The sequence below is a fragment of the Paraglaciecola psychrophila 170 genome, from assembly GCF_000347635.1.
GTDB classification, from domain to species: domain Bacteria; phylum Pseudomonadota; class Gammaproteobacteria; order Enterobacterales; family Alteromonadaceae; genus Paraglaciecola; species Paraglaciecola psychrophila.
Window position 1 is genome coordinate 1,273,705 of sequence record NC_020514.1, and the last position, 22,615, is coordinate 1,296,319.

The 22,615-nt window shown below is 41.9% G+C and carries 19 protein-coding genes and 2 pseudogenes; 7 read left to right on the forward strand and 14 right to left on the reverse strand.

Annotation, left to right across the window (positions count from 1 at the left end; translation table 11 throughout):
- Positions 1–66: 66 nt before the first annotated feature.
- Both C427_RS23960 and C427_RS27130 read left to right on the forward strand, forming a co-directional pair.
- On the forward strand, positions 67–771 hold the full coding sequence (locus C427_RS23960; protein WP_015430537.1) for an alpha/beta hydrolase: 705 nt from the start codon (positions 67–69) through the stop codon (positions 769–771).
- Entirely contained in the window at positions 740–1,123 is a 384-nt protein-coding gene (locus C427_RS27130; protein WP_015430538.1) for a hypothetical protein, read from the forward strand. The genes C427_RS23960 and C427_RS27130 overlap by 32 nt, the downstream gene beginning before the upstream one ends.
- 81 nt (positions 1,124–1,204) lie before the next feature.
- On the opposite strand, the gene C427_RS05505 is transcribed toward C427_RS27130, so the two are convergent.
- Positions 1,205–2,101 (reverse strand): DapH/DapD/GlmU-related protein, encoded by an 897-nt coding sequence (locus tag C427_RS05505; protein WP_007639505.1) that lies wholly within the window; start codon positions 2,099–2,101, stop codon positions 1,205–1,207.
- 113 nt (positions 2,102–2,214) lie between these two features.
- Complete coding sequence (locus tag C427_RS05510) at positions 2,215–3,063, reverse strand: hypothetical protein (RefSeq protein ID WP_007639504.1); 849 nt, start codon at positions 3,061–3,063, stop codon at positions 2,215–2,217.
- Positions 3,064–3,256: 193 nt separating this feature from the next.
- Here C427_RS05510 and C427_RS05515 point away from each other — a divergent pair, with 193 nt between their 5' ends.
- Positions 3,257–4,810, forward strand: coding sequence for an FG-GAP repeat domain-containing protein (locus C427_RS05515; protein WP_007639502.1), 1,554 nt, complete (start codon positions 3,257–3,259; stop codon positions 4,808–4,810).
- A 112-nt stretch (positions 4,811–4,922) separates the two neighbouring features.
- On the opposite strand, the gene C427_RS05520 is transcribed toward C427_RS05515, so the two are convergent.
- The gene (locus C427_RS05520; protein WP_007639500.1) at positions 4,923–6,239 is read right to left on the reverse strand and encodes a hypothetical protein; all 1,317 of its coding nucleotides are present in this window, start codon (positions 6,237–6,239) and stop codon (positions 4,923–4,925) included.
- Between the two features lie 523 nt (positions 6,240–6,762).
- On the opposite strand from C427_RS05520, the gene C427_RS05525 reads away from it, so the two are divergent.
- Positions 6,763–7,620, forward strand: coding sequence for a PA4780 family RIO1-like protein kinase (locus tag C427_RS05525; protein WP_007639499.1), 858 nt, complete (start codon positions 6,763–6,765; stop codon positions 7,618–7,620).
- A 411-nt stretch (positions 7,621–8,031) separates the two neighbouring features.
- On the opposite strand, the gene C427_RS05530 is transcribed toward C427_RS05525, so the two are convergent.
- From C427_RS05530 to C427_RS05575, 11 genes and pseudogenes are all read right to left on the reverse strand, one after another.
- The gene (locus C427_RS05530) at positions 8,032–8,397 is read right to left on the reverse strand and encodes an AMP-binding protein (protein WP_007639485.1); all 366 of its coding nucleotides are present in this window, start codon (positions 8,395–8,397) and stop codon (positions 8,032–8,034) included.
- A 31-nt stretch (positions 8,398–8,428) separates the two neighbouring features.
- A complete protein-coding gene (locus C427_RS05535; protein ID WP_015430539.1) occupies positions 8,429–11,542 on the reverse strand; it encodes a TonB-dependent receptor domain-containing protein in 3,114 nt (1,037 codons plus the stop codon).
- A 181-nt stretch (positions 11,543–11,723) separates the two neighbouring features.
- Positions 11,724–12,368: a TetR/AcrR family transcriptional regulator gene (locus C427_RS05540; RefSeq protein WP_007639480.1), complete on the reverse strand. Its 645-nt coding sequence runs from the start codon at positions 12,366–12,368 to the stop codon at positions 11,724–11,726.
- Between the two features lie 960 nt (positions 12,369–13,328).
- The gene (locus C427_RS05545) at positions 13,329–14,309 is read right to left on the reverse strand and encodes a hypothetical protein (RefSeq protein WP_007639478.1); all 981 of its coding nucleotides are present in this window, start codon (positions 14,307–14,309) and stop codon (positions 13,329–13,331) included.
- 198 nt (positions 14,310–14,507) lie between these two features.
- Positions 14,508–14,699, reverse strand: a pseudogene (locus tag C427_RS24610) (Type I secretion system protein TolC); the annotation flags it as partial.
- Between the two features lie 831 nt (positions 14,700–15,530).
- A pseudogene (locus tag C427_RS25655) lies at positions 15,531–16,039 on the reverse strand (hypothetical protein); the annotation flags it as partial.
- Positions 16,040–16,209: 170 nt separating this feature from the next.
- Positions 16,210–16,821 (reverse strand): DsbA family oxidoreductase, encoded by a 612-nt coding sequence (locus C427_RS05555; RefSeq protein WP_226991183.1) that lies wholly within the window; start codon positions 16,819–16,821, stop codon positions 16,210–16,212.
- A 488-nt stretch (positions 16,822–17,309) separates the two neighbouring features.
- Positions 17,310–18,491, reverse strand: coding sequence for a retropepsin-like aspartic protease family protein (locus C427_RS05560; protein WP_007639446.1), 1,182 nt, complete (start codon positions 18,489–18,491; stop codon positions 17,310–17,312).
- A 7-nt stretch (positions 18,492–18,498) separates the two neighbouring features.
- A complete protein-coding gene (locus C427_RS05565; RefSeq protein ID WP_007639445.1) occupies positions 18,499–18,957 on the reverse strand; it encodes an acyl-CoA thioesterase in 459 nt (152 codons plus the stop codon).
- Positions 18,958–18,964: 7 nt separating this feature from the next.
- Positions 18,965–19,660, reverse strand: a complete 696-nt coding sequence (locus C427_RS05570; RefSeq protein WP_007639444.1) for an FFLEELY motif protein — start codon at positions 19,658–19,660, stop codon at positions 18,965–18,967.
- Positions 19,661–19,672: 12 nt separating this feature from the next.
- The gene (locus tag C427_RS05575) at positions 19,673–20,419 is read right to left on the reverse strand and encodes a sugar-binding protein (protein WP_007639443.1); all 747 of its coding nucleotides are present in this window, start codon (positions 20,417–20,419) and stop codon (positions 19,673–19,675) included.
- A gap of 208 nt (positions 20,420–20,627) precedes the next feature.
- On the opposite strand from C427_RS05575, the gene C427_RS05580 reads away from it, so the two are divergent.
- From C427_RS05580 to C427_RS05590, 3 genes are read left to right on the forward strand one after another with little or no spacing between them, the layout of a single operon-like run.
- Complete coding sequence (locus tag C427_RS05580; RefSeq protein WP_007639442.1) at positions 20,628–21,158, forward strand: elongation factor P hydroxylase; 531 nt, start codon at positions 20,628–20,630, stop codon at positions 21,156–21,158.
- Positions 21,142–22,317: an ATP-NAD kinase family protein gene (locus C427_RS05585; protein WP_007639441.1), complete on the forward strand. Its 1,176-nt coding sequence runs from the start codon at positions 21,142–21,144 to the stop codon at positions 22,315–22,317. Before C427_RS05580 ends, C427_RS05585 begins: the two co-directional genes overlap by 17 nt.
- Complete coding sequence (locus C427_RS05590) at positions 22,314–22,607, forward strand: YfcL family protein (RefSeq protein ID WP_007639438.1); 294 nt, start codon at positions 22,314–22,316, stop codon at positions 22,605–22,607. The genes C427_RS05585 and C427_RS05590 overlap by 4 nt, the downstream gene beginning before the upstream one ends.
- The last annotated feature ends 8 nt before the right edge of the window (positions 22,608–22,615 follow it).

Sequence of the window (22,615 nt, forward strand, 5' to 3'; positions counted from 1 at the left end):
AGACTTAAACTTCACTCCCCTTGTTTGGAATCGCTTATGAGAACGTGTTGCCTAGGTTTTATCTTAATGTTATTGAATGTCATCACTGCACAGGCCAAAGAGAACGATGCAGAAATGACTATTGCTAATTCGCAAGTGCGGCTTTTACAATCTGAAATTGTCAAACAAGAATACCAACTGCTGATTAAGACGCCTGCCGGTTATGGGAAAACAGATAAAACCTATCCCGTTATCTATTTTCTCGACGCTCAATGGGATTTCCCTTTGATGGTCTCTACCTATGGGCAATCTTATTATGATGGTTTTATACCAGAAGCCATTTTAGTCGGTATTCAATGGGGCGGTGAAAATCCCGACCCAAATGTATTACGCGTTAGAGACTTCACCCCTAGTCACATGTCTGGCGTCCCTAATTCAGGCGGCGCTGGCAAATTTTTGCAATTTATCAAACAGGAGCTCATTCCTTTCATGGGCAACGAATACCGCACCAATAACAACAGAGTATTGATGGGAAGCTCATATGGTGGTTTATTTACCTTGTATACTTTATTTAACGAGCCCAGCTTATTTAATGGTTACATACCCACATCATCTGCATCCGCATGGGATAACAACCTTATTTATTCTTACGCTAAGGCTTTTGCTGAAAAGAAACTGACGCATCCAATCAGGCTTTATTCTGCCATAGGTGAATTCGATGTCTTAATGCCTGTCTTTGATGATTTGTCGGCATTTTTTTGTGAAGCAGAATTTCAAAGAGTTATCTTTTAAATTCGAACGTATAGCAGGCTTAGGTCATGCCAGTTTAAAAAGCGCAGGTAACACCTGGGGATTACATTATGTGTTTGCGAAGCCCAAGTTGGCTTTGAGCAACGCACAGCTTTTACAGTTTGTAGGCCAGTATCGAGGCACAAAATCTGATGACTTAGTGAATGTGTTGATAGAAAAAGGGCAATTACAGCTTCAAATTTCCGATAAAAAACATCTTCTTTTTGCTAGCACAACACGTAATTTTTATCAGGAAGGTGAGTTTCAACAAGCTAGTTTTGATTCCATAACCAAGCCTCAGAAAATGATTATTGAGAACTTCTTTAGTGTTGAAACTTTTTTACTGGTTGAGTGATTTTATGTTGAAAACAGCATTTGGTTGAGCAGGAATAAGGTAACTCACTCAACGTCAGCTGAGTGGGTTGCCTTAAAAAGTCTAATCGTTGCTATGTAAGCTAGCGTTTAGGCCGCCCCATTTAGATGGATCAGCGACGACTGCTTCAACTACTCCTGATTGGCTGTTACGGCGGAATAATAGGCCATTCATACCTGATAACTGACGTGCTGCAACCACTTCGCCATCTGGTGTGGTAACTTTTGTTCCAGCGGTTACATACAAGCCTGCTTCAACAATACAATCATCGCCTAAAGAAATACCGATACCGGCATTGGCACCGACCATACAGTTTTTACCAATTGCATTAATGGTTTTACCGCCACCAGACAAAGTACCCATAGTAGAGGCTCCGCCACCTATATCAGACCCATCAGCCACTACAACACCCTGGGAAATGCGGCCTTCAACCATTGAGCTACCTAAAGTACCAGCGTTGAAGTTAACAAAGCCTTCGTGCATCACAGTTGTGCCAGACGCTAAATGTGCGCCCATACGTACTCGGTCGGCATCACCAATGCGCACACCTTCTGGGATAACGTAATCGACCATTCTTGGAAATTTATCAATAGAAGTAACAGCTAAGTGATGAACTTCAGTGGCAATCAACTCTCTTAATTCTTCCACCTTACTGGGTAATATGGGGCCAGCAGATGTCCATGCTACATTGGTTAATAAACCAAACACACCTTCAAGGTTAATGTTGTTGGGTTGCACTGCGCATTCTGATAATAAGTGAAGTCGTAAATATGCGTCTTCAGCAGATTGTGGAGTGGCATCTATATCTAGACTAATTTCGACAAATTCGCCTTTAATCAAACCTACTTTACTGGCTAAGCAGTGACGCTCAATTTTTTTATTGCTGCGAGGAAACCATACATCTAAGGTTTTGCCAGTTTCGACATCGATGTATCGATGTCCATTACGGGTGATTGTCATTGTTATGTCCTAAATTGGAGGATTCATTATGATCTTATTATTACGTGAATTACGATTAATCGCAGCCAGTTTTTGTTTATAGGTTATGCCAAATGAGGCGTTGGTCGCTTTTACTACAAAGAAAGTTCTAATTTAGCGTGAGGATTACCTAAATCTTTTATCAGTTGTATAACTGGAAAGTTATGTAAATCGAACTCTACGCCTCTACTATTAGGGTTAGCGCCAGTTTCATCAAAGAAACAAAATGTCAGTATTTGATTAAACGAGTTGCTGTTCCACAAATAACAGCGGTCAAATCCGCTTTGCATGAGAGCATAATTTTGTTGGCCTTCAACCCATTTTGAACTTCTCGAAATATTACGCTTTTGAAAATATTCTAGCCCCAAAGGATGTATCTGATTCTGTTCTTGCAGGCTATTAATAAATTTATCTAGCGGAATATCACCGTCTTTTTGTCCACTTAAATCATGGACTTGTTGCATAGTTAAGGGTGGCCCAAATTTGTCAACGGCGGCACTAAGGGTTTGTTCACGTATGGGGGTCATACTCATATAGGCGTCTTGCAGATAATAAGTGCCTGTAATCTGCTTTATAAAACCGTTGTGTTTGTCGAAGTAAAGCTCTACTTTTTGCTCAAGGCGGCTATTTTCATATGGCTGATAAAAACTAAACTTGATTTTGTCACTTACGGTTCCTCCTCGAATATTACCCAACTCACCCCCTTTTCTGTCAAGGTTTATGGCTTGTTGCAATACATTGTCACCGACTTTAACACCTTTAATTGAGAGTAACGTATCGACTGTTTGGCTCGTGTCATCCAAAGATAAAGAGTTTGATTTGTTAAAGCGCTCTAGACCACGCAATGCTTCAAAAGGATGCGACTGTTGCAGCGTCTGGGCCAAAGCCAAAGGCGTTGCCAACATTGCCATCAAACTACTTACTAATACAAAAAGTTTAACCACTTTTATTCACTCCTGATTGACTAAATATCGCGGTTTTTGTCATACCGCCATGTATCTTGTAAGACTCAAGTCTACGCTATTCAAACGAATGAAACACAAAGACGTAAGCACTTACACTTTTAAAGTTTTTCCCATGAATTAATTTGCTAATGTATGTCACAAATTATAAATGCATTTGGAGCTGAGTTACTTGATGTCTCACTTTTTTCGTCACATACTTTTATCTGGAAACCGTTGTCTTATAAGTTTAGGACTGGCGAGTCTAGGACTTCTGACATCACCGGCATATGCCAAATACACAGATATTTTTACTCAGCACCAGATTGACCTTAAATTTAATGTTAATCAACCGGTGTTAATTGCTGACCTTTTGCCACAAGCCGGCGCAGAACTTGTGATAGTCGGTGTGGATGACAAGCAACAGCGTATGTTAGCTATTTATTTCTTTGATACACAAACCAATACCTACATTCAACAAGACAAGATCAATATTGCGGACAATGTTTTTGCCTATGATGTGGGTGAAGCACAACAAGACGGTTTTCAGCGTTTGTACCTTTTAGACAAATCTATGGTGCATCGTTATGTGCCTGCCCACTTATCACACGAGTCGACATGGGTGAATGGCGAGACGGTTTCATCTATGTATCTTAGCGATAAAGCAGAATCGTTTAGGGAAATGGACTTTATCCAAGATTTAAATAACGATGGTCTTGATGATATTATACTGCCGCACTTTGAACAGCTTAATTTATGGTTGTCCGATTGCTGCGGTGATAGGCATCCCCAAAGCTTACCTATTGCTGCACGGATTGAAATCAACCAAAGCAGTGTCAGTTATGACGACCAAGAGCTGTATTTTCAGGATATGGATTTAGATGGGAAAACAGACTTGGTGACAGTAGAACAAGGTCAATTGAATGTTTTTACTCAGAACGAAAATATGCAGTTTTCACTGATCCCCATCAATATTAAAATTGATCAATCCATTTATGCTGTGGATTGGTGGAAAATGAAAGGTCCTAGTGGACAAGAAATGGATCAAAGTGATATTCAACATCGTGCTGTCAAAGCCATTGATGACTTTAATAGTGATGGCATCCCAGATATCGCCTTGCAGTTTACGAAAAGCTCTGGAGTATTAGATAAAACCATTGATTTTGAGTTTTTCTATGGGGCGTTAAAAGAAGGCAAGTTAAGCTATTCTGATCAAGCCAGTACCAATATCACCTCTGAAGACACCTTATCTAACCTAACATTTTTAGACAGAGACATGGATGGCAGACAAGAAGTGTCGGTATCGTCTTTTGATATTGGTATCTCCCAGATTGTAGGGGCTTTGTTATCCGGTAGTATCGACCAAGATGTGTTGATTTTTTCTATGAATGAAAATAATCAATTTGGTAAAGTGCCCCTTGTCAGTCAAGAAGTGGAAATTACTTTTAGTTTATCTTCGGGTACACGAGGCCAACCTTTGATTAAAATGATTGATATCAATGGCGATACGTTTAAAGACATAGTGTATTCAGATGGCGACGAGTTGATTCGAGCGTTATTAGCCACACCTGATCAGCAAAAGCCTTACGCCAATCGTTCACTTCGTCAGAAACTGCCTATGCCAAAAAATCCCTCAAATGCCACAACAGAAGATCTCAATAGTGACGGAAAGATAGACGTGGTGTTACATCATGGCCCCGCAGACAACTCTGAGCTATTGAAGAGAGTCATAGTGTTGTTGGCGAATTAAGGTTTTCTTTGCAGGATTAAAATTTCATTCTGTTTAGGTGTTTGTTATCCACCAACTGCTGATTAAAAGGCTGCAATAAGGAGCAGCCTTAAATAAATGTGCTGAGCCAAGACTAATCCAGCATATCTGATGCCGTTGATAATTCAGTTAACATACGTTCAAAGGCTTGCCATTTCCCCGCTTCGTCTTGACTTTGTTTACTTATGTAGGCTGAAACAATGTCCTTGCCTACATTATAATTCAGCACGTAAGCACGATATTGTTCAATAAATCGAACACTTTGCTCCGCTTTTTGTTGCGACACTAACGCATACTTTCGTCGCTGTTCAATGGCCTGCATACGGCTGATTTCACCATTTAAATATAGCTGCGCAGTGGCGGTAATAGAGTGGGATAATTGATCGGTTAAATGGTTTAGTTTGTCTAATACGTCTGCAGTAGTAGGATCCAATCCTGCAATAGGAAATAACACATTCCGTTCGTACAGCACTTTTTGATTATCAGGGAAAGCCAACTCGACCCCATAATTAGCACTACCCTCAGCAATCAATGCATAAGGACTAAATAATGGAAAAATGGAGTATTCAACCCAACCTTTTTTATTCAGCAAGTTATTTTCAATCAGTACATTCCAAACATGATGACCCGGGTAACCTTCATGACACCCTAGCACTATTGCTCTTTCGATTTGCATCGGGAAATCTTGATTGATTTGCATCAAACTCTTGTTGTCGCCTTGATACCAATTATACCCAGACCAGCTTTTGTTGGTGACATATTCCAACTCAAACCTTTCGTCCTTCGGCAATGTAATGTATTTGTCTGAGCGCTTTTTACATTCTGCAATGGCAATATTTACCACCTCACTGACTTTTCCTTCGGTAATTGCAAACTGCTTGCGAAAGGCATCAACGCGCTGTGCCAAATCACCTTCGCCTGGCACCAATTTGTTTATCTCACTTAATGTTTGATCAGATTTTGTGAGGTCATATTCAGGAATGCTAGTGTCGTAAATAAGTCGCGCTTCTTCAGCAAAGGTGAATGTTTCGCCAACTAACATACGTGCTCGAACATCCATAGCCCGTACATTGCGAAATAAAGCTTTGTGACGCAATTTTAGGTTTTGATTAACTACATCAATTGCTGCTAGTTTTTGCAGCAACTGACTAATATCAGAGGCGAGTTGTTGTTTAGAGCGCAGCTGCGCCTTTGCGCGTTTTTTCCATTCATCGGGGCCTAGATAAGCGTCAATGAAGTCCTTATCATATTCGCCCAGTTCTAATCCTAGTTTCACATAGTGTTCGGCGGCTTGATTTAGCACATTCGCCGTGTCTGATGACTTTTTCTCAACTGCAGCGCAGCCACATAGCAGTGCCATTAGGCTGAAAAGTAAAGGAATAGAAAATTGTCGATACCGTGTTGTTATCACTGATGATTGTCCTTCAATAATTATCTTTATACTCTATCTTACAGCAAACGTCACTTCTCATTTTTTAGACATCTTTAGCTCTGAAATCAGAGTTTGTTTTGCTCTTGGTGTATTTAAAAATTGCCACTGACTTCCCTTGTTTTAATACTGACTAAGTCTGAAATAATAAAATGAGGTGTCATCTTTCTATACCTGTTTGGTCTGGGTTAGATTATGTAGTTAACTAGGGGGAATGTCTTTAGGGCCACCACTGGTGAGTTGAGGCATAAAATAACGTTTATTTTCAGATAGTTTATAACGTTAAACATCACTTCTAATGATCAATTGATGTTTCTAAATTTAAGCATCATTTATTTATTTTTCAGACATTCTAGCGCTGTGGTGAAATTTGTTACTTACTTAGATATCATTGTTCTGAAAAAACTTGATATCATACCCCTCGTTTTTTAAAGGTTTCAAATCTAAATGATTTGAGTGATGTAATAATTGAACCAACAGAATACGCTGTTGGCCTTAGGTTTTAATGAAAATACCAAAAAGATTACAACCACTTGTAGATGATGGTCTGATAGATGATGTGCTATATCAGCTTATGAGTGGTAAAGAAGCCACCGTATATGCGGTACAATGCGGTACTGAAGTGCGCTGTGCCAAAGTGTATAAAGAAGCAATGAAACGCAGCTTTAAAAAAGCTGCGCAATATCAAGAAGGTCGTAAAGTCAGGAATACGCGTCGTGCCCGTGCGATGGAAAAAGGTTCTAAATTTGGCCGTAAGCAACAAGAAGATGCCTGGCAAAACACCGAGGTTGACGCTTTGTTCAAACTCGCTAAAGCTGGGGTTAGAGTGCCTGAGGCCTTTGGCTGTTATGAAGGCGTGTTACTTATGGAATTGGTCACAGATGACCAAGGCGACGTAGCACCCCGGCTAAACGATGTATCTATGTCAGCAGAACAAGCCATTGAAGATCATGCTCTGGTGATGGTTTATGTGATGCGTATGTTATGTGTGGGTTTGATACATGGTGACTTGTCTGAATTTAATGTGCTGGTAGACGATTATGGTCCGGTGATCATCGATTTGCCTCAAGTTGTGGATGCGGCGGCAAATAACAATGCCTTTAGTATGTTACAGCGTGATGTGCGAAATATGAGTGAATATTATAGCCAATACGCTCCTGAACTGGCTAACACCTTTTATGCTGAAGAAATGTGGGCTTTGTTTGAAGCAGGTGAGCTAACGCTAGAGTCAGAATTGACTGGTCACTATGAACTACCTGATGACGACGCAGACGTAGACTCGGTATTAGAAGAAATCAAAGCCGCCTTCGCTGAAGAACAAGAACGCCTAGAAAGAGTAAAAGAAGCTAACGAACCTCTTTAATATATCGGGGGAATCGCAAATTCTGAATATGACACGCCTTTTATCTGAGAATGCGTAAATCTGTGGGAAAGAAAGTGCCAAAACCGGAGGTAGCGGAGGCTCAAAAAAACTAGTTTTGACGATCTCGTTTGCAATTATTTTCGCCGTTCGGAACCTGCCTCATTTTAAAACCAAATGAGGGCCAAAGCGGCCGCTTAGTTGAGTTACTGAAATCCACTATTTTGATAGCTGCTCCTCTGTGCAATAAATTAATTTTGCCACGGCCCCAGCTATTACCAATAGCTGTAAGTGCACCCCTGAAGAAAGTCGGTTTAGGACGCGAGTTGAGGGATTGATTAAGAGTATTGTGAAGCAAACAACTTGACCATTTTCCTCATTGGAGCTGTTCTAGCGCGCCCAGCAATGACATGTTCAAGGGGACAAACATTGGATCAACCAGCGACAACGGGCATCCTGAAGAATATAGGTAAGTTGTTCACTGTATAGACGGGGGGTGACGGTATGACAGATGGCTCCCAGACAAGGCACGGCAAAGTATATTTCCATGTGACGCTGAGCGTTCCAGGCCAATGTTGATATACAGTCGCCGTCTTGAATGTTTAATCGTTGCAAGGCATTGGCTAACTGCGCCACTCTGTCAACTAGCCCTTGATAATGAATACGCTGTACTTGCCCGTCGGCGTTTAAGCTGACGACGTGTTGTTTAGCATGGACCCGACTCATGTGGCTCAGAATGTCACTGATATTTAGCTCTTTATTGGGAACCAGTTGCAACATACCACTCTCCTTTTGTCGTTTTTATTATGTTTTAGAACTGGTATGTGGCACGTAATGTTAAGGTGCGAGGATTACCATAGTAGCCAATTAAAATAGGAAAACCGCTATCGGTCAAATCATAACCTGTCGTGCGATATTCAACGTCACCCAAATTTTTAGCTTCTAATGCCAAGCGCCAATGACTATCTTGTGGAGTCAATAACAAGGTGGCATTTAGCAGACCAAATGCAGGCTGTTTTAGTAGCACACTTTGATTGGTAACAGGCTGCACTTCGTCTCGCCATTGATAACTCAATGTGGCAGACAACTCGGCGCTATTGTTCCATGACCAGAGCTTTTGAATGTTGAAACTATAGGCTAGCTTAGGCACATCGGTGAATTCCTTTTGATCGGCCAGATTGACCCCACCAGACATGTATTCCTGATATTGGGCATCTAAGTAGGCGGCATTCCCCCACAGGCGCCAACCTTGACCAGGAGTCCAAAGATAATCAAATTCAACCCCACGAATTCGACCGCGTCCTGCATTGGTAAAATCGCCAAAAAAACCATCATTGTTACCGTCGTTATCACTGTCTACGCCAGTAAATATGCTGAGCTGAATATCTTTGTATTGACTGAGGAAAAACGCCATGCTCAATTGTAATTGGTTGGCTAGGGTGGGTTTAAAACCTAATTCGTAAGTTAATACACTTTCAGGTTCATAAGGCTTCGCTGAGTCGGGTACTTGTAAGGTATTGGCTCGTACATTGAAGCCGCCACTTTTGAATCCCTTGGCCACAGAGCCATAAATCAACAAGTCATCATTGGGTTGATAATCCAGTGAGATACGGGGGGAGACATCTGTCCAACTTTCCTTATTGGTAAAGTTGGCACTGATCAGACCATTAGCTTGAGTGAAACTGTTATCGGTGAAGCCTTGGTTCAGTACTTCGGCTTCTTTGCTTTCTCGCCCTGCGCGCAACCCTAGGCTAAGGCGCCAGAGATCGCTGAATTGCCAGCTACCATCACCGTATAGCGCCACTGAATCGGTATCAACCTGGCCGCCACTGGCGCCGAATTGATAATAAATTGGGCCGGGGATAAGGGTTGCTGGCGCTAAACCTAATGCTGCAAAGGGCAGGCCGAATTGGTTGTGTACCTCACCACCGGCTTTAGCCTGCATATAATAGAGGCCAAACACAGCTTGCCATTGAGCTCCATCGTAATTGAGCTGCAATTCTTGACTACGTTGCTCGTCAAAGTAATGGGCATTGACGTCGGCAATGGGGTAAGGGCCGAGATCAAAATCAATGGCACCTTCGGTATCACCGTCTCGCCAGGCAGTCACAGATTTGATGGACCAAGTGTCGTTGACATCCCAGTCAATGGTCAATGAAGCACCTTGGGTGTCAGTGGTATTACGCTGTAGTTTTGCTCCACTGTTTGTATCATAACGATCCTCACTGATAGGCAAGGGGGGCAGGCCTTCAAAGTAGAGTTCAAAGCCATTGACCAACATCCGTCTGGCCCCTCTGACATTAGAGTTGTCTCGTGTTTTATCCAGAGCCAATGCTAAGCTGAGATTGTCGTTTGCCAGCCATAACAAGCTGGTTCTCGCAGCGAGAATATCCTTGTCACTGACGTCTGATCCGTTGTAGAGGTTCTCACCAAAACCATCGTGGTTGAAAGAGCCAACCGCGATGCTTGCGAGCAATTTATTTTTCACTAATGAGCCGGCAGCTGCCATTTTGGCATCAACCTGGCCGTAACTGCCCAGCGCGACATCTGCTTTTGCGCTAAATTCATCGCTAGGTCGACGCGTAATATATTTGATTGCACCGCCGACGGTATTACGTCCGTATAAGGTACCTTGTGGACCACGTAAAACTTCCACTCTCTCTACATCGAGTAAGTCGAGTAAGGCGCCTTGGGGTCTAGCCAGATAGACGTCATCCAGATAAATACCGACGCCGGGTTCGGCTCCCCATAGTGGGTCGGATTGGCCGACACCTCGGATATAAACGGTGGCGGTGGAGCTGGTGCCACGGGCAGCGTAAATACTCAACGACGGAACCTGGCTTTGCAGATCAACTAGATTATTAATCGCACTGCGTTCTATGGCGGTTTTGTCGAGTGCTGATACGGCCAACGGAATATGTTGCATGGTTTCACTGCGTTTTCGGGCAGTCACTTGAATCTTTTCTATAGACGTTTCTTGTTGTTGCAAGTCAGAGGATTGGGCCACAGCGGGTAGGATGCATAAGGTGGCCAGTAATGTTAGTGGAGTTCGGCACATATTCATATTCATAAGTTTCTCTGGTTTATTGTTGTAATGAAGTTTGATGGGAAAATTTATCGGGTGGGGGACTTTTTTTTCTTGCCCATGTGTGTGCAAAAATTGACTTAGAATGAGGTTCAGTTTATCGGGTTGGTCCATGGGGGTTGCATGACGTGAATCTGCTATTACTTCCAGTACGGCATTTGGCATGTTTTGCACATAATCGGCCTTCATACTGACCGGGGTATAATCCTGATCAGCACTGATCACCAAGGTAGGTTGTTGCATCAGGTGTATATGTTGCTGGACTGAAAATGCAGCAATCGCCTGCAAAGCCAACTTATAACTGGTGGCGTCCATTGCGGTCATACGTGCTTCGAAACGGCTGCGCAGTGCTTGCTGACCTTCCAGCGGGAAGAGTTTTTTGCCAATTAAGTGGCCTAGTCGGCGCATACCCAACACTTTAATCACCAATAATCTTATGCCAAGTTGCCAGCGCAAAGAACGAGACATGCCGGCGACCTGTGGTCCTGAATTGATGATGACCATGGCTTGCAGTGTGGTTTTTGCTTGCAAGGCCAGTTCAAAGGTCACCATGCCACCTAAAGAAAAACCGACGACTTGATAGGCTGGTAGCTCAAGATTTTTCATTAGCGCCATGGCGTCACTGGCGAGGTGTTTCATCTCATAGGGACGACTGACTGTTTCACTTTCACCATGACCCCGCAAATCCAAGGCAATAACTCGGTGGTGCTCAGACAATGCCTCAATTTGCAGTAACCAATCCTGTGCACACGAGCCTAGTCCATGGAGCAGCAGCACGGGGCTTCCCTGACCTTGATCCAGATAATGCATACGTAGATTGTCATGATAAAAATAGGCCATATATATCTCTTTTTATGGAATCGGTAGATCCATTCCGATATAGATGTTACGGAATTTGAATTCCGTTTTCAACGGGGTTTGTTAAATAAAATGTTTTTTATTGCTTATTAATTCTTAAGTATTTGAATTATAATGAAATGTATTTTTACTTTTGATTAACAATTGGCGGGGTGTTAGCTTATTAACTGTGGATATCCAGATAGAACACTAGGATACGGCTGAGCTCTTGCACTAATTCTACCTGACTTAAATGACCAAGATTACCGGTGACCGTATGTTGATTCAGTGCACCCAATAGAATATGTACTGCTGCCTGCATGGCCTTGAGGGGGTTAGGATGGTGAACTTCCTGTTGATGAGCCTGAAGTACACGGACTACTGATGCAGCGATATGTTCATTGAGTTGGTGTACTCGGTCGCGAAAATCGGCATCGCGGGAAGCTCTCAAAATCAGTGCTCTAAGTACACCTCTGCGTCCTTGATAGAGAGCCGCTACTTGCTCGGTCAGGGCTTGAATAAATTTTTGTAGTGGTTGAGTTGTCCATTGTTCTGCGTCAGTCAAAACATTAATCGTCGACACTGCAGAAAGGAAAAATCGCTGCAAAAGAAGCTTAGATAGGGTGTCTTTATCACCTAGTATCCGGTAAAAGGTACCGACAGATGACTTAGCGAGTTCGGCAATCTGGGCAACACTCGCTTCTTCGAAGGCATTTTGAGCTAGCAATTGTTCACCTGCGTCGAGCAACCTGTCCAATGCATCACGACTGCGTTGTTGAGCCGGTTCTGGTAGAAAAATAAAGCGGGTAAATTCGGGGCTGTCCAGCATAGATGTCTCTGTACGGTAAGACTGACTTTAGATTTTGTCAGCTGGTTAATCGGAAACTTTCGTCCATTTAACCACGGCTTAAAGGCAGTGCCAAGTAGGTGACAGAATTAGGGCGTCAAAAGAAGGTTTAAATAAGTCGTATCACAATTTTGTGGTTTAAGGTTAATCAGTACGTGTGCTGCAAGAATATATCTGGAACCTCATGACTTAGCACCAATTTCTCAAATATTTAAGGGGCATGTTTTAAGTTGTTCTTGTGTGAGCATGAAATATGCGCATAATGTGTGTCTTTAGTCTACTGGCTAAAGGTGAAGTTATGGCGAGAGTATAGGAAAAATAAGATGTTATTTTTCATAAAATGAAAATATATCCTGCATATCGTCATCTCCTTTATATCAACAATGTCCCGCCTGTCGTCTATTCCTTAGCTGTTTTTATATAATTCAGAATTTAAAACAAGCGCCTTCCTCTGTTGTGTAAACCAGTTTTGAATATTACTTTTGTTTACATGCCTATGCACCTGGCCAGGTCGATTTTACAGGTAAGTGAATTATTGCTAAGTTTAACAATCAGTTAGGTTGTTGTTTTTCGATAAATCGACGATTGAACCGATAACAGCGGAATATAAAGAAGAATATAAAGAAGACAGCCATCATTAAAGACACCGGAGGCCAAAATATAAAGAAGACAGCCATCATTAAAGACACCTGAGGCCTGTTTTATGTTGAATAAATCAATGTAAATAAGGGCTTTACGGCGATTCATTAAAGACAACAACAAAACGCCCTAGATGCAGGATTAAATCGCACAAAGCTGCACGTTTTTAGTAAATAAGGTGTTGAGTTACTGCTGTGTCTGCGCCGGATGTGAATTCGCTTTCACAACCCTTCCAAATACCCAAATATTAGACAAACGGATTTATCCAAGCTGTATTCGAAAGGTTGGTTTTTGTTGGTTTATTCAAGCCTGTTGCAATAAGGCTCTAGCCTTGGCCATCCCTCGTGCGCGTTTGTGCTGGGTATGGTGTTTGAATTGTTGCAGCATGTGCTCACTGCCAACGGCGGTGCTGAAGTGTTGTTCGAATTCAGTGGTTAAGGTTAACCATTGCTCAGTATCTAGGCCAAGGTGCTCTAGTATAGGGCTGTGGTGATGCTCTATGTAACCCGATTTATCCTCTCGAATACAGCGCCCTGTGCAATCCATTAATTCACAATAGTCAATCAAGCTGTAAGCTATGCCTTTAGGCATATCTTGTCTGTGATTGCCCACAAAACGCATGAGTTTTTTAGGTTGCTCACCTTTGATAAGAGCCTGTATACGTTGCCGGATACTGGTGTGTTTTGATGTTTCTGGTGTGGTATCCATCTTGGCACGAATAGGGTTTAAATCTACATAAGCCATGCAGGCTAATACTGCACTTTCATCTAACAGAGCTTGAGATTTGAATCGGCCTTCCCAGAACCTGCCTGTGCAACCATCTTCCTTGTTAGCCTCTCGGGCTATGTGTTCATTGAGGTTACGCATGAGCCAACTGATGTCGTATAAACGCTGACGGTAAATTGTCACTGTTTCTTCTAGGGTAATCAGTTCACCTTTACTAAGTGCATCCCCTCTTTGATACTTTTGACTCAATAATGTGCCTTGGTAAAGCTGATGCCAACGTCTTATAATTTCTTTCATCGACCAGCTTTCAGCCATATTTTTGTCCACATACAGCACCACATGGGTATGATTACTCATCACCGCATAAGCGCAAATGTCGATAGCAAATACCGACGACAAAAATAACAAACGCTCTTCTACCCACCCACGGCGATGCTCGTAACTCTGCCGAGTAAACTTATCCGTACCGCACAAAAAAGAACGGCGAACACAGCGGGAAACACAATGGTAATAAGGGGTATCAATTAAACTGATTTGATTCTTACGTGGCTGAGGCATAACGACCATCCTTGGTTGTGTGAATACCTTAAAGCTTAGGACATAATGCTTGTTTTGCTACATTTTTAAAATGGGTGTCTTCTTTATGTTTTTACGTGGCTGAGGCATAACGACCATCCTTGGTTGTGTGAATACCTTAAAGCTTAGGACATAATGCTTGTTTTGCTACTTTTTTAAAATGGGTGTCTTCTTTATGCAAGCGCAAATGTCGATAGCAAATACCGACGACAAAAATAACAAACGCTCTTTTACCCACCCACGGCGGTGTTCGTAACTTTGCCCAGTGAATTTATCTTCGCCGCACAAAAAAGAACGGCGAACACAGCGGGAAACACAATGGTAATAAGGGGTATCAATTAAACTGATTTGATTCTTACGTGGCTGAGGCATAACGACCATCCTTGGTTGTGTGAATACCTTAAAGCTTAGGACATAATGCTTGTTTTGCTACATTTTTAAAATGGGTGTCTTCTTTATGTTTAGGTGTCTTCTTTATGTTTAATACTTATTTTGAGTGCCAATTGGTGGGGGATAAAGGTAAACCAAAACGTTATTTTTCATAAAATGAAAATGCATGTTGCTTCTTATTTACCACATTGACATCTTTTCATATCCTTGAAGGTCTATAGATCGCTCGAAGCCGTCTGTCGCTTGAGTGCCAGTTGCAGACCTTCACGGAATTAAGATTTAGGTTCAAGAAGCTTAAGTTTTAGCAAATTAGGTTGGCTGGCTCTGCAACTGCTGTAAGTCATTATTGTATACCTTTTTATGATACCCCAGAGCGGGTAATATAAAGGCACAGCCTGCCGCAAACCCTCGCTCTGCAAAAGGTGCAATGTTTTGTAAGGTAAAGACCTTTCCACCTTGCTGTTTGCCTGTAGCGATGTGGTAATTGAATACCCGTGAATTTGCGATATCGGATCGTCTTCCGGCCTACCAAAGCTAGATAATCATTGTCACCCTCCCTCACTAATAAGCCGCCGCGCTCAAGAAAACACGCCTCGTTCTGGCCAATGCGGTGAGTAAGGTTGTTCTGTTCACTTTTTGTCGGGTGACTAATTCATCGGGAATGAATTTATTCATTACATCCATGTAATTCACCCTACGGGCCAGCAAAGCTGTTGCTGTTTATTCCAGATAAATAGGCTGAACAACCTCAGGTTGCCCGTAGGGTGGTGAACAAGGATGCTTCTCATCTAAACGCGTTTTGCCATAGTTATCTTCACCATATACACCATCGAGGTAGAGCATGTGAAATTGAATATTTAAATTGAGCGCTGAGCCAAATCGTTGGATCAATGTAACCGCTCCTGTTTGTGCCATCTTTTTGTTGTAGCCTGCTATTTTAGTGATATGTGTAGCAAGTGTTCGATAGACAATACCTAGTACTTTTCCCATGATCTGAGGATAGCTGGTAAACAGAAATCTAAGTTGAAAAGGTAAGCTCAATACCCATTGCCTAATGGGCTCATGGGGCAACACAACATCAAGGCGGCGATTTTCTGCCATTCGCCGTGCACCACAGCTCGGTCTGGCAGACCACGACTAAAAGACTCTGCGTTATGAAGTGCAGGATGCACAAATGCCGCGGGCGCATAGATGCGCAGGAGCTGCCAACTGAATGTAACCAGGTGTTCATGATGACAATCCTCACAACGTACTCGCAAAAACTCATATTCCAAACGGCCGCACTTGAGGTACTCTTCAAATTCTAACCGCACATATTGCGGATGTGCTGAATATGGCAAGGCGCGTTCCAGCGAATTTGTTAGGTATTGTGGATAGAGGAAGCCTTAAGGTGGGTAATAAAGCTGAGTTTGTTTTACTTAGCGATGATTTGCTTGTAAAAGGGGCTTAGGCCTGAGGTATAAAGATCGATATTAATAATAGCGAGTACATGCTATACCAATAAATTATCCAGTGCCGCTTCAATCCATTCTTTACTCGCGACGCCATCATATCTTGCCTCACCAATAATGATCGTCGGTACCACCGAGATTTTATCTTCCAGGTTTGCTCTACGCAGGGCACGTTGGTGTGCTTGAGTAAATTCATTAGTCTCAAGTGCGCGTTTTAGTGCTTGTCGCTCAAGACCGATATCATCGGCGATAGTTAACAACACATCGATATCACCAATATCCTGATTTTTTTGAAAAAAGGCGGACAATGTAGCCATAGAAAACTCATCACCTAAACCTGCTTGCTCAGCAAACGCAAAGGCCTCGAACGCTTTATCGGTTCTTGGTTGCGGAGAGATAGTAGGTAACTTTATATCAATACCTAGCTTTTCAGCCATGGGGTAAACTGCACGTTGCCAAATAGCGGGTAAATATTCATCTTCTACTTCTAGAGTAGGAACCGGGAATGGTCTTAATTCAAATGGACGCCACGTGATTTTTACCGGTTTCCCCGCAACCACATCGCGGAGTAATTTTTCTGCTAGTAAGCAAAATGGACAGACATAATCGGTATAAACTATGATTTCACGCTTTACGTAGTTGCTAGGCTGCATAATTGAGCTCACTGTTTGGTTTGTTAAAAGAATACACAACAACACGGGTAAACGACGGGTAGAGTATAGGTAAAATATAAAGTCATTTTTCCTAAAATAGAAAAACATGATGCCTTATATTTTCCACATTGACATCTATTTCATATTCTTAAGGGAGTGAAAGTCGGTTATTTTTCGTCTATTAATTTACCGTTTCCAAATAATTCAGAATGCAAAAAAAGTGCCTGCCGCTGTTGTGCAAAAACTGCACTGAAGATTGCGATTATTTATGATGATGAACTGCTTTATTCAAACAGACTTATTTGAGACTGCGGTATATTTTGCCGTTAAATGCTTGCTTTCAGTTCGTACTTGGTATTTGAACGGTTAGAAAAGCTAATCCTCCCACTGTCTGCTGAGCGTTCAAACTAGCCCGTCAAACTAGTTTTACCCGTTAATCTGAAAGATGAGTGCAAATATGGATACTAGATACTGCAATCTAGACGCTATTATTTAATAAACATCACTGACTGACGTTGGTCTATTTTGAAGTCAAATTCTCGTAGAAAATTCATGCCTAATAGACCATCGGCGTTTGCAATGCTTTGCATGGGCAATATCACTACAGGTAGGTTTTGGACTGTGACGTGATTGATGGTTAATTCTTGAAATTGATAAATAGGCGCCATAATACTGCCACCTGCAGTGCCAATACTAAAGCGCCCTAGGTAATTAATTTTGTATCTGTTACTTAAATTATCAAAATATTGTTTTGATATGGCGGTGACAGACGCACCAGTATCAATTAATAGTGCCACTGGGTTGCTGCTTAGTTGAGCCGCAACTACATATTGATCGCCAAATTGTTTAAGTGGGATAGGTTGCCCTAGGTTGGTGTTTGTTTCGCCGGCATCTAATTTATCACTCTCATCATTATCATCATTAACGGGTGATATTTGTTGCGCCACTATGATGTTTCTAATTCGTTGTGCGTCAGTGTCGTTAAAATCTAGGGAAGCCAATACATTTTCCATTAACCCTTCTTGAAAAAGTTCGGCATAAGCCATCGCAAGGGACAAAATATATAGTCTGTTGTTCGGCTCAAGTTGTAACAGCGGCTCCACAAACATAGCTAAAATATCCCAAGAGTAGTTATGCCTTAACTGCTTAATGGTGTTTTTGCTCAACTGTTCGATTTGTTGTTCAATCTCATTATGCTGAACACTCGTCATTGGCTTTCTTAACAAGTCGTAGTAGTGAGCAATAGCATCACTTAACAGAGTGGTTTCCACTTTTAATTTTGCTTCTAACAACAAAAAGTCCATATCTTGTGGGTATTGTTTCAAATAGCGTTGTAAAAATGCACCCAGTTTTAAAACCTTATGCTCTGTTAACCACGAGCTTGCTTGTGCTAGTAACTCGGCTCTGCTGCTCTCAGTTTGTTTAAATGGTGGGCTATGGTTTGGATTATCGGAGTCTATTGCTGGTGGCGTTTGGCTGCTCTGATTAGCCAAATCATCGGTGAAGGTCAAGTTTAACCGTGGCTCAGATGATGTCTTGGGTTGAACCATACTATTTTTATTTTCAGAGCTGGTTAACAAGTTTCGTTTGGGCGTGTTGGATAAAAAATATAGGTTTAGCGCTAAAGAAGCGCCAAGACATAAAAGTAGTAAACTTGTCCACCTGTTCATTTTGCTCCTATTGATATGGAAGTGGTTGCGAGGTTTGAATCTGCGCGGCTGGCCCATAAATATCGGCAAACTCTTTTGGCATACGTTTTGGTTTACCGGTTGATAGAGCAATACACACAAACTCGGTACGGGCTGTTAACAGTGTTTGTTGATCGCTGCGGCGGATAAACTGAAATTGCCGAGCTAACTTAAGTTTGTTGTCGCACTGAACTATCCAAGTGGCACAATCAATCACTTCATTTACATGGGCTGCTGCTAAATAGTTGATTTCGTGACGAGTGATGGCCATGCCTCTGTCTAAAGCCTGATATTGTTCAATCGTTAATCCCAAATGCTTGGAGTGTGCCCATGAGGTCAATTCTAGTTGACTGACGTAGGCTACATTATTTGCATGTTGATAATGATCAATCTGCTCAGGTGAGACTTGCCACTTGTTTAAAAAGGGATTGGGAAGATTCCAAGTCATAGGTTAACTATACATCGGGTAAGGGATTAGGGATATTTGGATTGGCGAGTTGTTGCATGATCTGATGTTCTTTATTCACCACAGGAATAATGAAATCTTCAACATTGCCAAGGTTTTTAAAGGATTTAAAGCCTTTATCTAGAAATTCGTGTAAAGCTAAAACACCTGCCAACTTTGCCGGTTTGCGCGAGATAAATAACAAGCTTGAAATACCTTTCATTTTGACTACTTCAGCCAAGTCGTTACCTAAGGTGCGAATATAGTCAATTTGTTGTTGTCTGTTGGCAAGATTGTCGCAACTGACGTAGGCCTTGGCATAGGTATCGCGATTGATTTCGGCATTCACTAGCTGTTTTGCTAAATCAAAATCTAGCTCAAAAGATAAGGTATTTAAGTATAACGCTGAGGCCAATGACTGGAGTGCTTTTTCCGGCAGAAATTTCGACATTTTTGGTACGATCCGGGCAATGTCTTGGTCGCGCTGACTAAAGTCATTGGGTCCATAGAGTTCATTAATAAAAAACTCTACCGCTGGTTTGAAACGTTTTTGTTGATACATGTCCTGATGACTGACTAACAAACGTTTGCACTGCCAAGCCTGAACCGCTCTAATTGAAGGCATTAATCCCGCTTTTTCTGCAATTTCTTGCATCGTACTAATACCGTGTAAATGGCGAATAATTTGTTTGGTGCAGTCACTCATTATTAAACATGCTCACTTTTTCGATTTATTTTTCAATTGAATGTTGCCAAATACGTTTGCATCTATCCAACCACGGTTGGTGTCACCGTTTACCGGTTCGATTTTATGTGAACCCATAAAATGTTCCCGAGTGGCACTGCCATCGTTATCACAATAGGCCAACATAAAGCCGATTTTTTGTTCAGATTTTAAGATGATTGAAGGTAAAGGTTTGTTGTCGCTGTAATTATTAGGAAACAGTTTGAGTGCCACTTCCCAAATTATTTTTTCAGGTTGTATCTGATCGCGTTGCCAGCGGCTTATTACGTGATCATTATACAAATGGACTTGTTTATCGTCGCCAATATCAACAGCTTGATTATCTAGTGCGATGTGGTACGCAAATGCACTGTGATTATATTGATGGTTGCCACCTGATGCATCGCTGTCTATGAAGACTTCTAGACAATCATCATCCCAATAATTGACTTTAGGATCTGGCGTTTTATCAAATAATATATCGTCAATAATCTCTGCCTGTAAATAGAGATATTGGTTATCCCATAACAATTTATAGCGTCCAGAAAAATCTTCGGGCTTAGGTTCTGACTCAGCCATCAAGTAAGCCATAGGTTGCCATGTTGCATGGTCCCATGTTTGTTCAGAAATTCCATCTATCTTAATAGGAGTTGATGTAGAGCTTACATCTGTGGCGTAACTAAAATCTGCAATAATGTGTGAGCAAAATAATACACTGCCAAACAGAAGCGTTCTAAGCAAAAGATTTACACCTAATCATGGATAAATTGATTTTTATAGCTTGGCGTAATCTGTGAGTGAAAACAATAGGTGAAACCAAACACCGATACAAATTGTTAGAATGGATTGGTATATAGCGGTTTTGTGTATAAAATGCTGCCAATATGAATATGAATGCCGTCTTTCCTTTTAAAAAACTTTTTTTTCGCTGTCTTCAGCTGGGACAATAATGCACAACTCTCAAGATTTGATTGTATTATTTGATGCGACTTTTACCGAGACTGAAAATACAGTTTTGGTCAGGGGAGAGCACGAACCTATCTACACTCCGGCTAAAAGTGCACAACAACGTCACCAGATTGTATTTGCCCACGGCTACTTTGCTAGTGCATTACATGAAATCTCCCATTGGTGTATAGCCGGTAAACAAAGACGCTTGTTAGAAGATTACGGCTATTGGTATAGCCCTGATGGCAGAGATGTGACACAACAGGCTGAATTTGAAAAGGTAGAAGTGAAACCCCAAGCTATTGAGTGGGCTTTCTCCTGTGCGTCGGGCAAACCTTTTACGGTAAGCACCGATAATTTAAATGGTGCAGATGCAGACACTCAAGGTTTTCAAAAGGCAGTAAAACAACAAGTCATGTTTTACTTAGAACATGATTTTCCCGCTCGTGCTGCAGCGTTTATTGACGTGTTACAAGTGTTTTATCAAACTGACAACCTACACCTGGAGATGTTCGATGTTAAACCAGTCTAAGCCTAACAGATTGTTTAAGTTAGGTTTGTTAGTTAATCCTTATGCCGGTATTGGTGGGGCATTGGCCTTAAAAGGCAGTGACGGTGTTGAAATCCGCGAAAAAGCTTTGGCTCTAGGAGCAGAAAAAAAAGCGCTGGATAAAACCCGTTTAACCCTTGAGCATATTCTACCCATAAAAGACCAAGTACAGCTGTATGTTGCATCAGGTGAAATGGGCGAAACCTTAGCTAAGGATATGGGCTTTAATTATTCAGTGGTCTATCAGCCTGAAAACACTCAAACAGAAAGCCAAGATTCTGAAGCGACGGCAAAGGCTTTGCTTGCCCACCAGGTCGACTTGATTTTATTTGCAGGTGGCGATGGCACCGCGCGTAATGTTTGTCATGTAGTGGGAAATTCAGTACCTGTTTTGGGCGTACCAGCGGGCTGTAAAATTCATTCAGCTGTTTATGCTATTACCCCAGCGGCCGCCGGAAGAGTATTAAAGCAAGTCATAAAGGGTGAAATTGTCAGTGTCAGCGACGCCGAGGTCATGGATATTGATGAAGCGCTGTTTAGAAAAGGTAAAGTTAATGCTCGTCAATTTGGTGAAATGCAGGTACCCACGGAACTGAGATATATTCAGGCCGTCAAAATGGGCGGTAAAGAGTCTGATGAACTGGTTTTGGCGGATATCGCCGCGCATATCATTGAGATCATCGAGGACAACCCTGAGCATCTATTTATAATGGGCTCGGGCTCTACCGTTGAATTTGTGATGCAAGAGCTAGGCATTGAAAACACCTTGTTAGGTGTGGATGTGATTAAAAATAGACAACTGCTGGCCAGTGATGTGACTGCTAGCGAATTATTAATCCTGACCATGAATCAAAGCTGTAAGTTGGTGCTGACATTAATTGGTGGGCAGGGTCATATCATTGGCCGCGGTAACCAGCAATTGAGTGCGGACTTTTTAAAACGTTTAGATAAAGATAATATTCTATTAGTCGCGACCAAGACCAAATTATCTAACTTGTCTGGTCGTCCGTTGATTGTAGATTCTGGTGATACACATGTAGATCTTCAACTTTCAGGGTTAATCAGCATTATTACCGGATACCACGATCAAGTGTTATACCCCATCGCCAATTTAAATTTATCCATTAAGGACACAGTTTGACATCATCTGAGCAGCAACAAAACGAGCTTACTACGTTTATACAGAAAACCGAACGTTATTTAGATCAAGTGGTAGAGCATGGTAACGATCAACAGTTGTTTATTGCCAGTTATTTGCAAGGGCACTTTGCTGTTGAGGCGGGGCAAAGCCAAGTGCAACAAATGACACAGATTCAACAATTAGCTGAGCTTATGGACACAAGTTTGACCTCTGCTTTTAGTAACCAAGAACTCTCTACAGATGATCAGCAACAAGTGTTCAGTTTATGGCAGACATTAAAAACGAATTAAGTCAGTCT

Excerpts from the sequence above, each read along its gene's own strand:
- C427_RS05525 (WP_007639499.1), top strand. The coding sequence starts at position 6,763 with ATGAAAATACCAAAAAGATTACAACCACTTGTAGATGATGGTCTGATA.
- C427_RS05560 (WP_007639446.1), bottom strand. The coding sequence starts at position 18,491 with ATGAACAGGTGGACAAGTTTACTACTTTTATGTCTTGGCGCTTCTTTA.
- C427_RS05580 (WP_007639442.1), top strand. The coding sequence starts at position 20,628 with ATGCACAACTCTCAAGATTTGATTGTATTATTTGATGCGACTTTTACC.
- C427_RS05505 (WP_007639505.1), bottom strand. The coding sequence starts at position 2,101 with ATGACAATCACCCGTAATGGACATCGATACATCGATGTCGAAACTGGC.
- C427_RS05570 (WP_007639444.1), bottom strand. The coding sequence starts at position 19,660 with ATGAGTGACTGCACCAAACAAATTATTCGCCATTTACACGGTATTAGT.
- C427_RS05585 (WP_007639441.1), top strand. The coding sequence starts at position 21,142 with ATGTTAAACCAGTCTAAGCCTAACAGATTGTTTAAGTTAGGTTTGTTA.
- C427_RS23960 (WP_015430537.1), top strand. The coding sequence starts at position 67 with ATGTTATTGAATGTCATCACTGCACAGGCCAAAGAGAACGATGCAGAA.
- C427_RS05530 (WP_007639485.1), bottom strand. The coding sequence starts at position 8,397 with ATGTTGCAACTGGTTCCCAATAAAGAGCTAAATATCAGTGACATTCTG.
- C427_RS05540 (WP_007639480.1), bottom strand. The coding sequence starts at position 12,368 with ATGCTGGACAGCCCCGAATTTACCCGCTTTATTTTTCTACCAGAACCG.
- C427_RS05515 (WP_007639502.1), top strand. The coding sequence starts at position 3,257 with ATGTCTCACTTTTTTCGTCACATACTTTTATCTGGAAACCGTTGTCTT.
- C427_RS05535 (WP_015430539.1), bottom strand. The coding sequence starts at position 11,542 with ATGGCCTATTTTTATCATGACAATCTACGTATGCATTATCTGGATCAA.
- C427_RS05545 (WP_007639478.1), bottom strand. The coding sequence starts at position 14,309 with ATGCCTCAGCCACGTAAGAATCAAATCAGTTTAATTGATACCCCTTAT.
- C427_RS05555 (WP_226991183.1), bottom strand. The coding sequence starts at position 16,821 with ATGCAGCCTAGCAACTACGTAAAGCGTGAAATCATAGTTTATACCGAT.
- C427_RS05565 (WP_007639445.1), bottom strand. The coding sequence starts at position 18,957 with ATGACTTGGAATCTTCCCAATCCCTTTTTAAACAAGTGGCAAGTCTCA.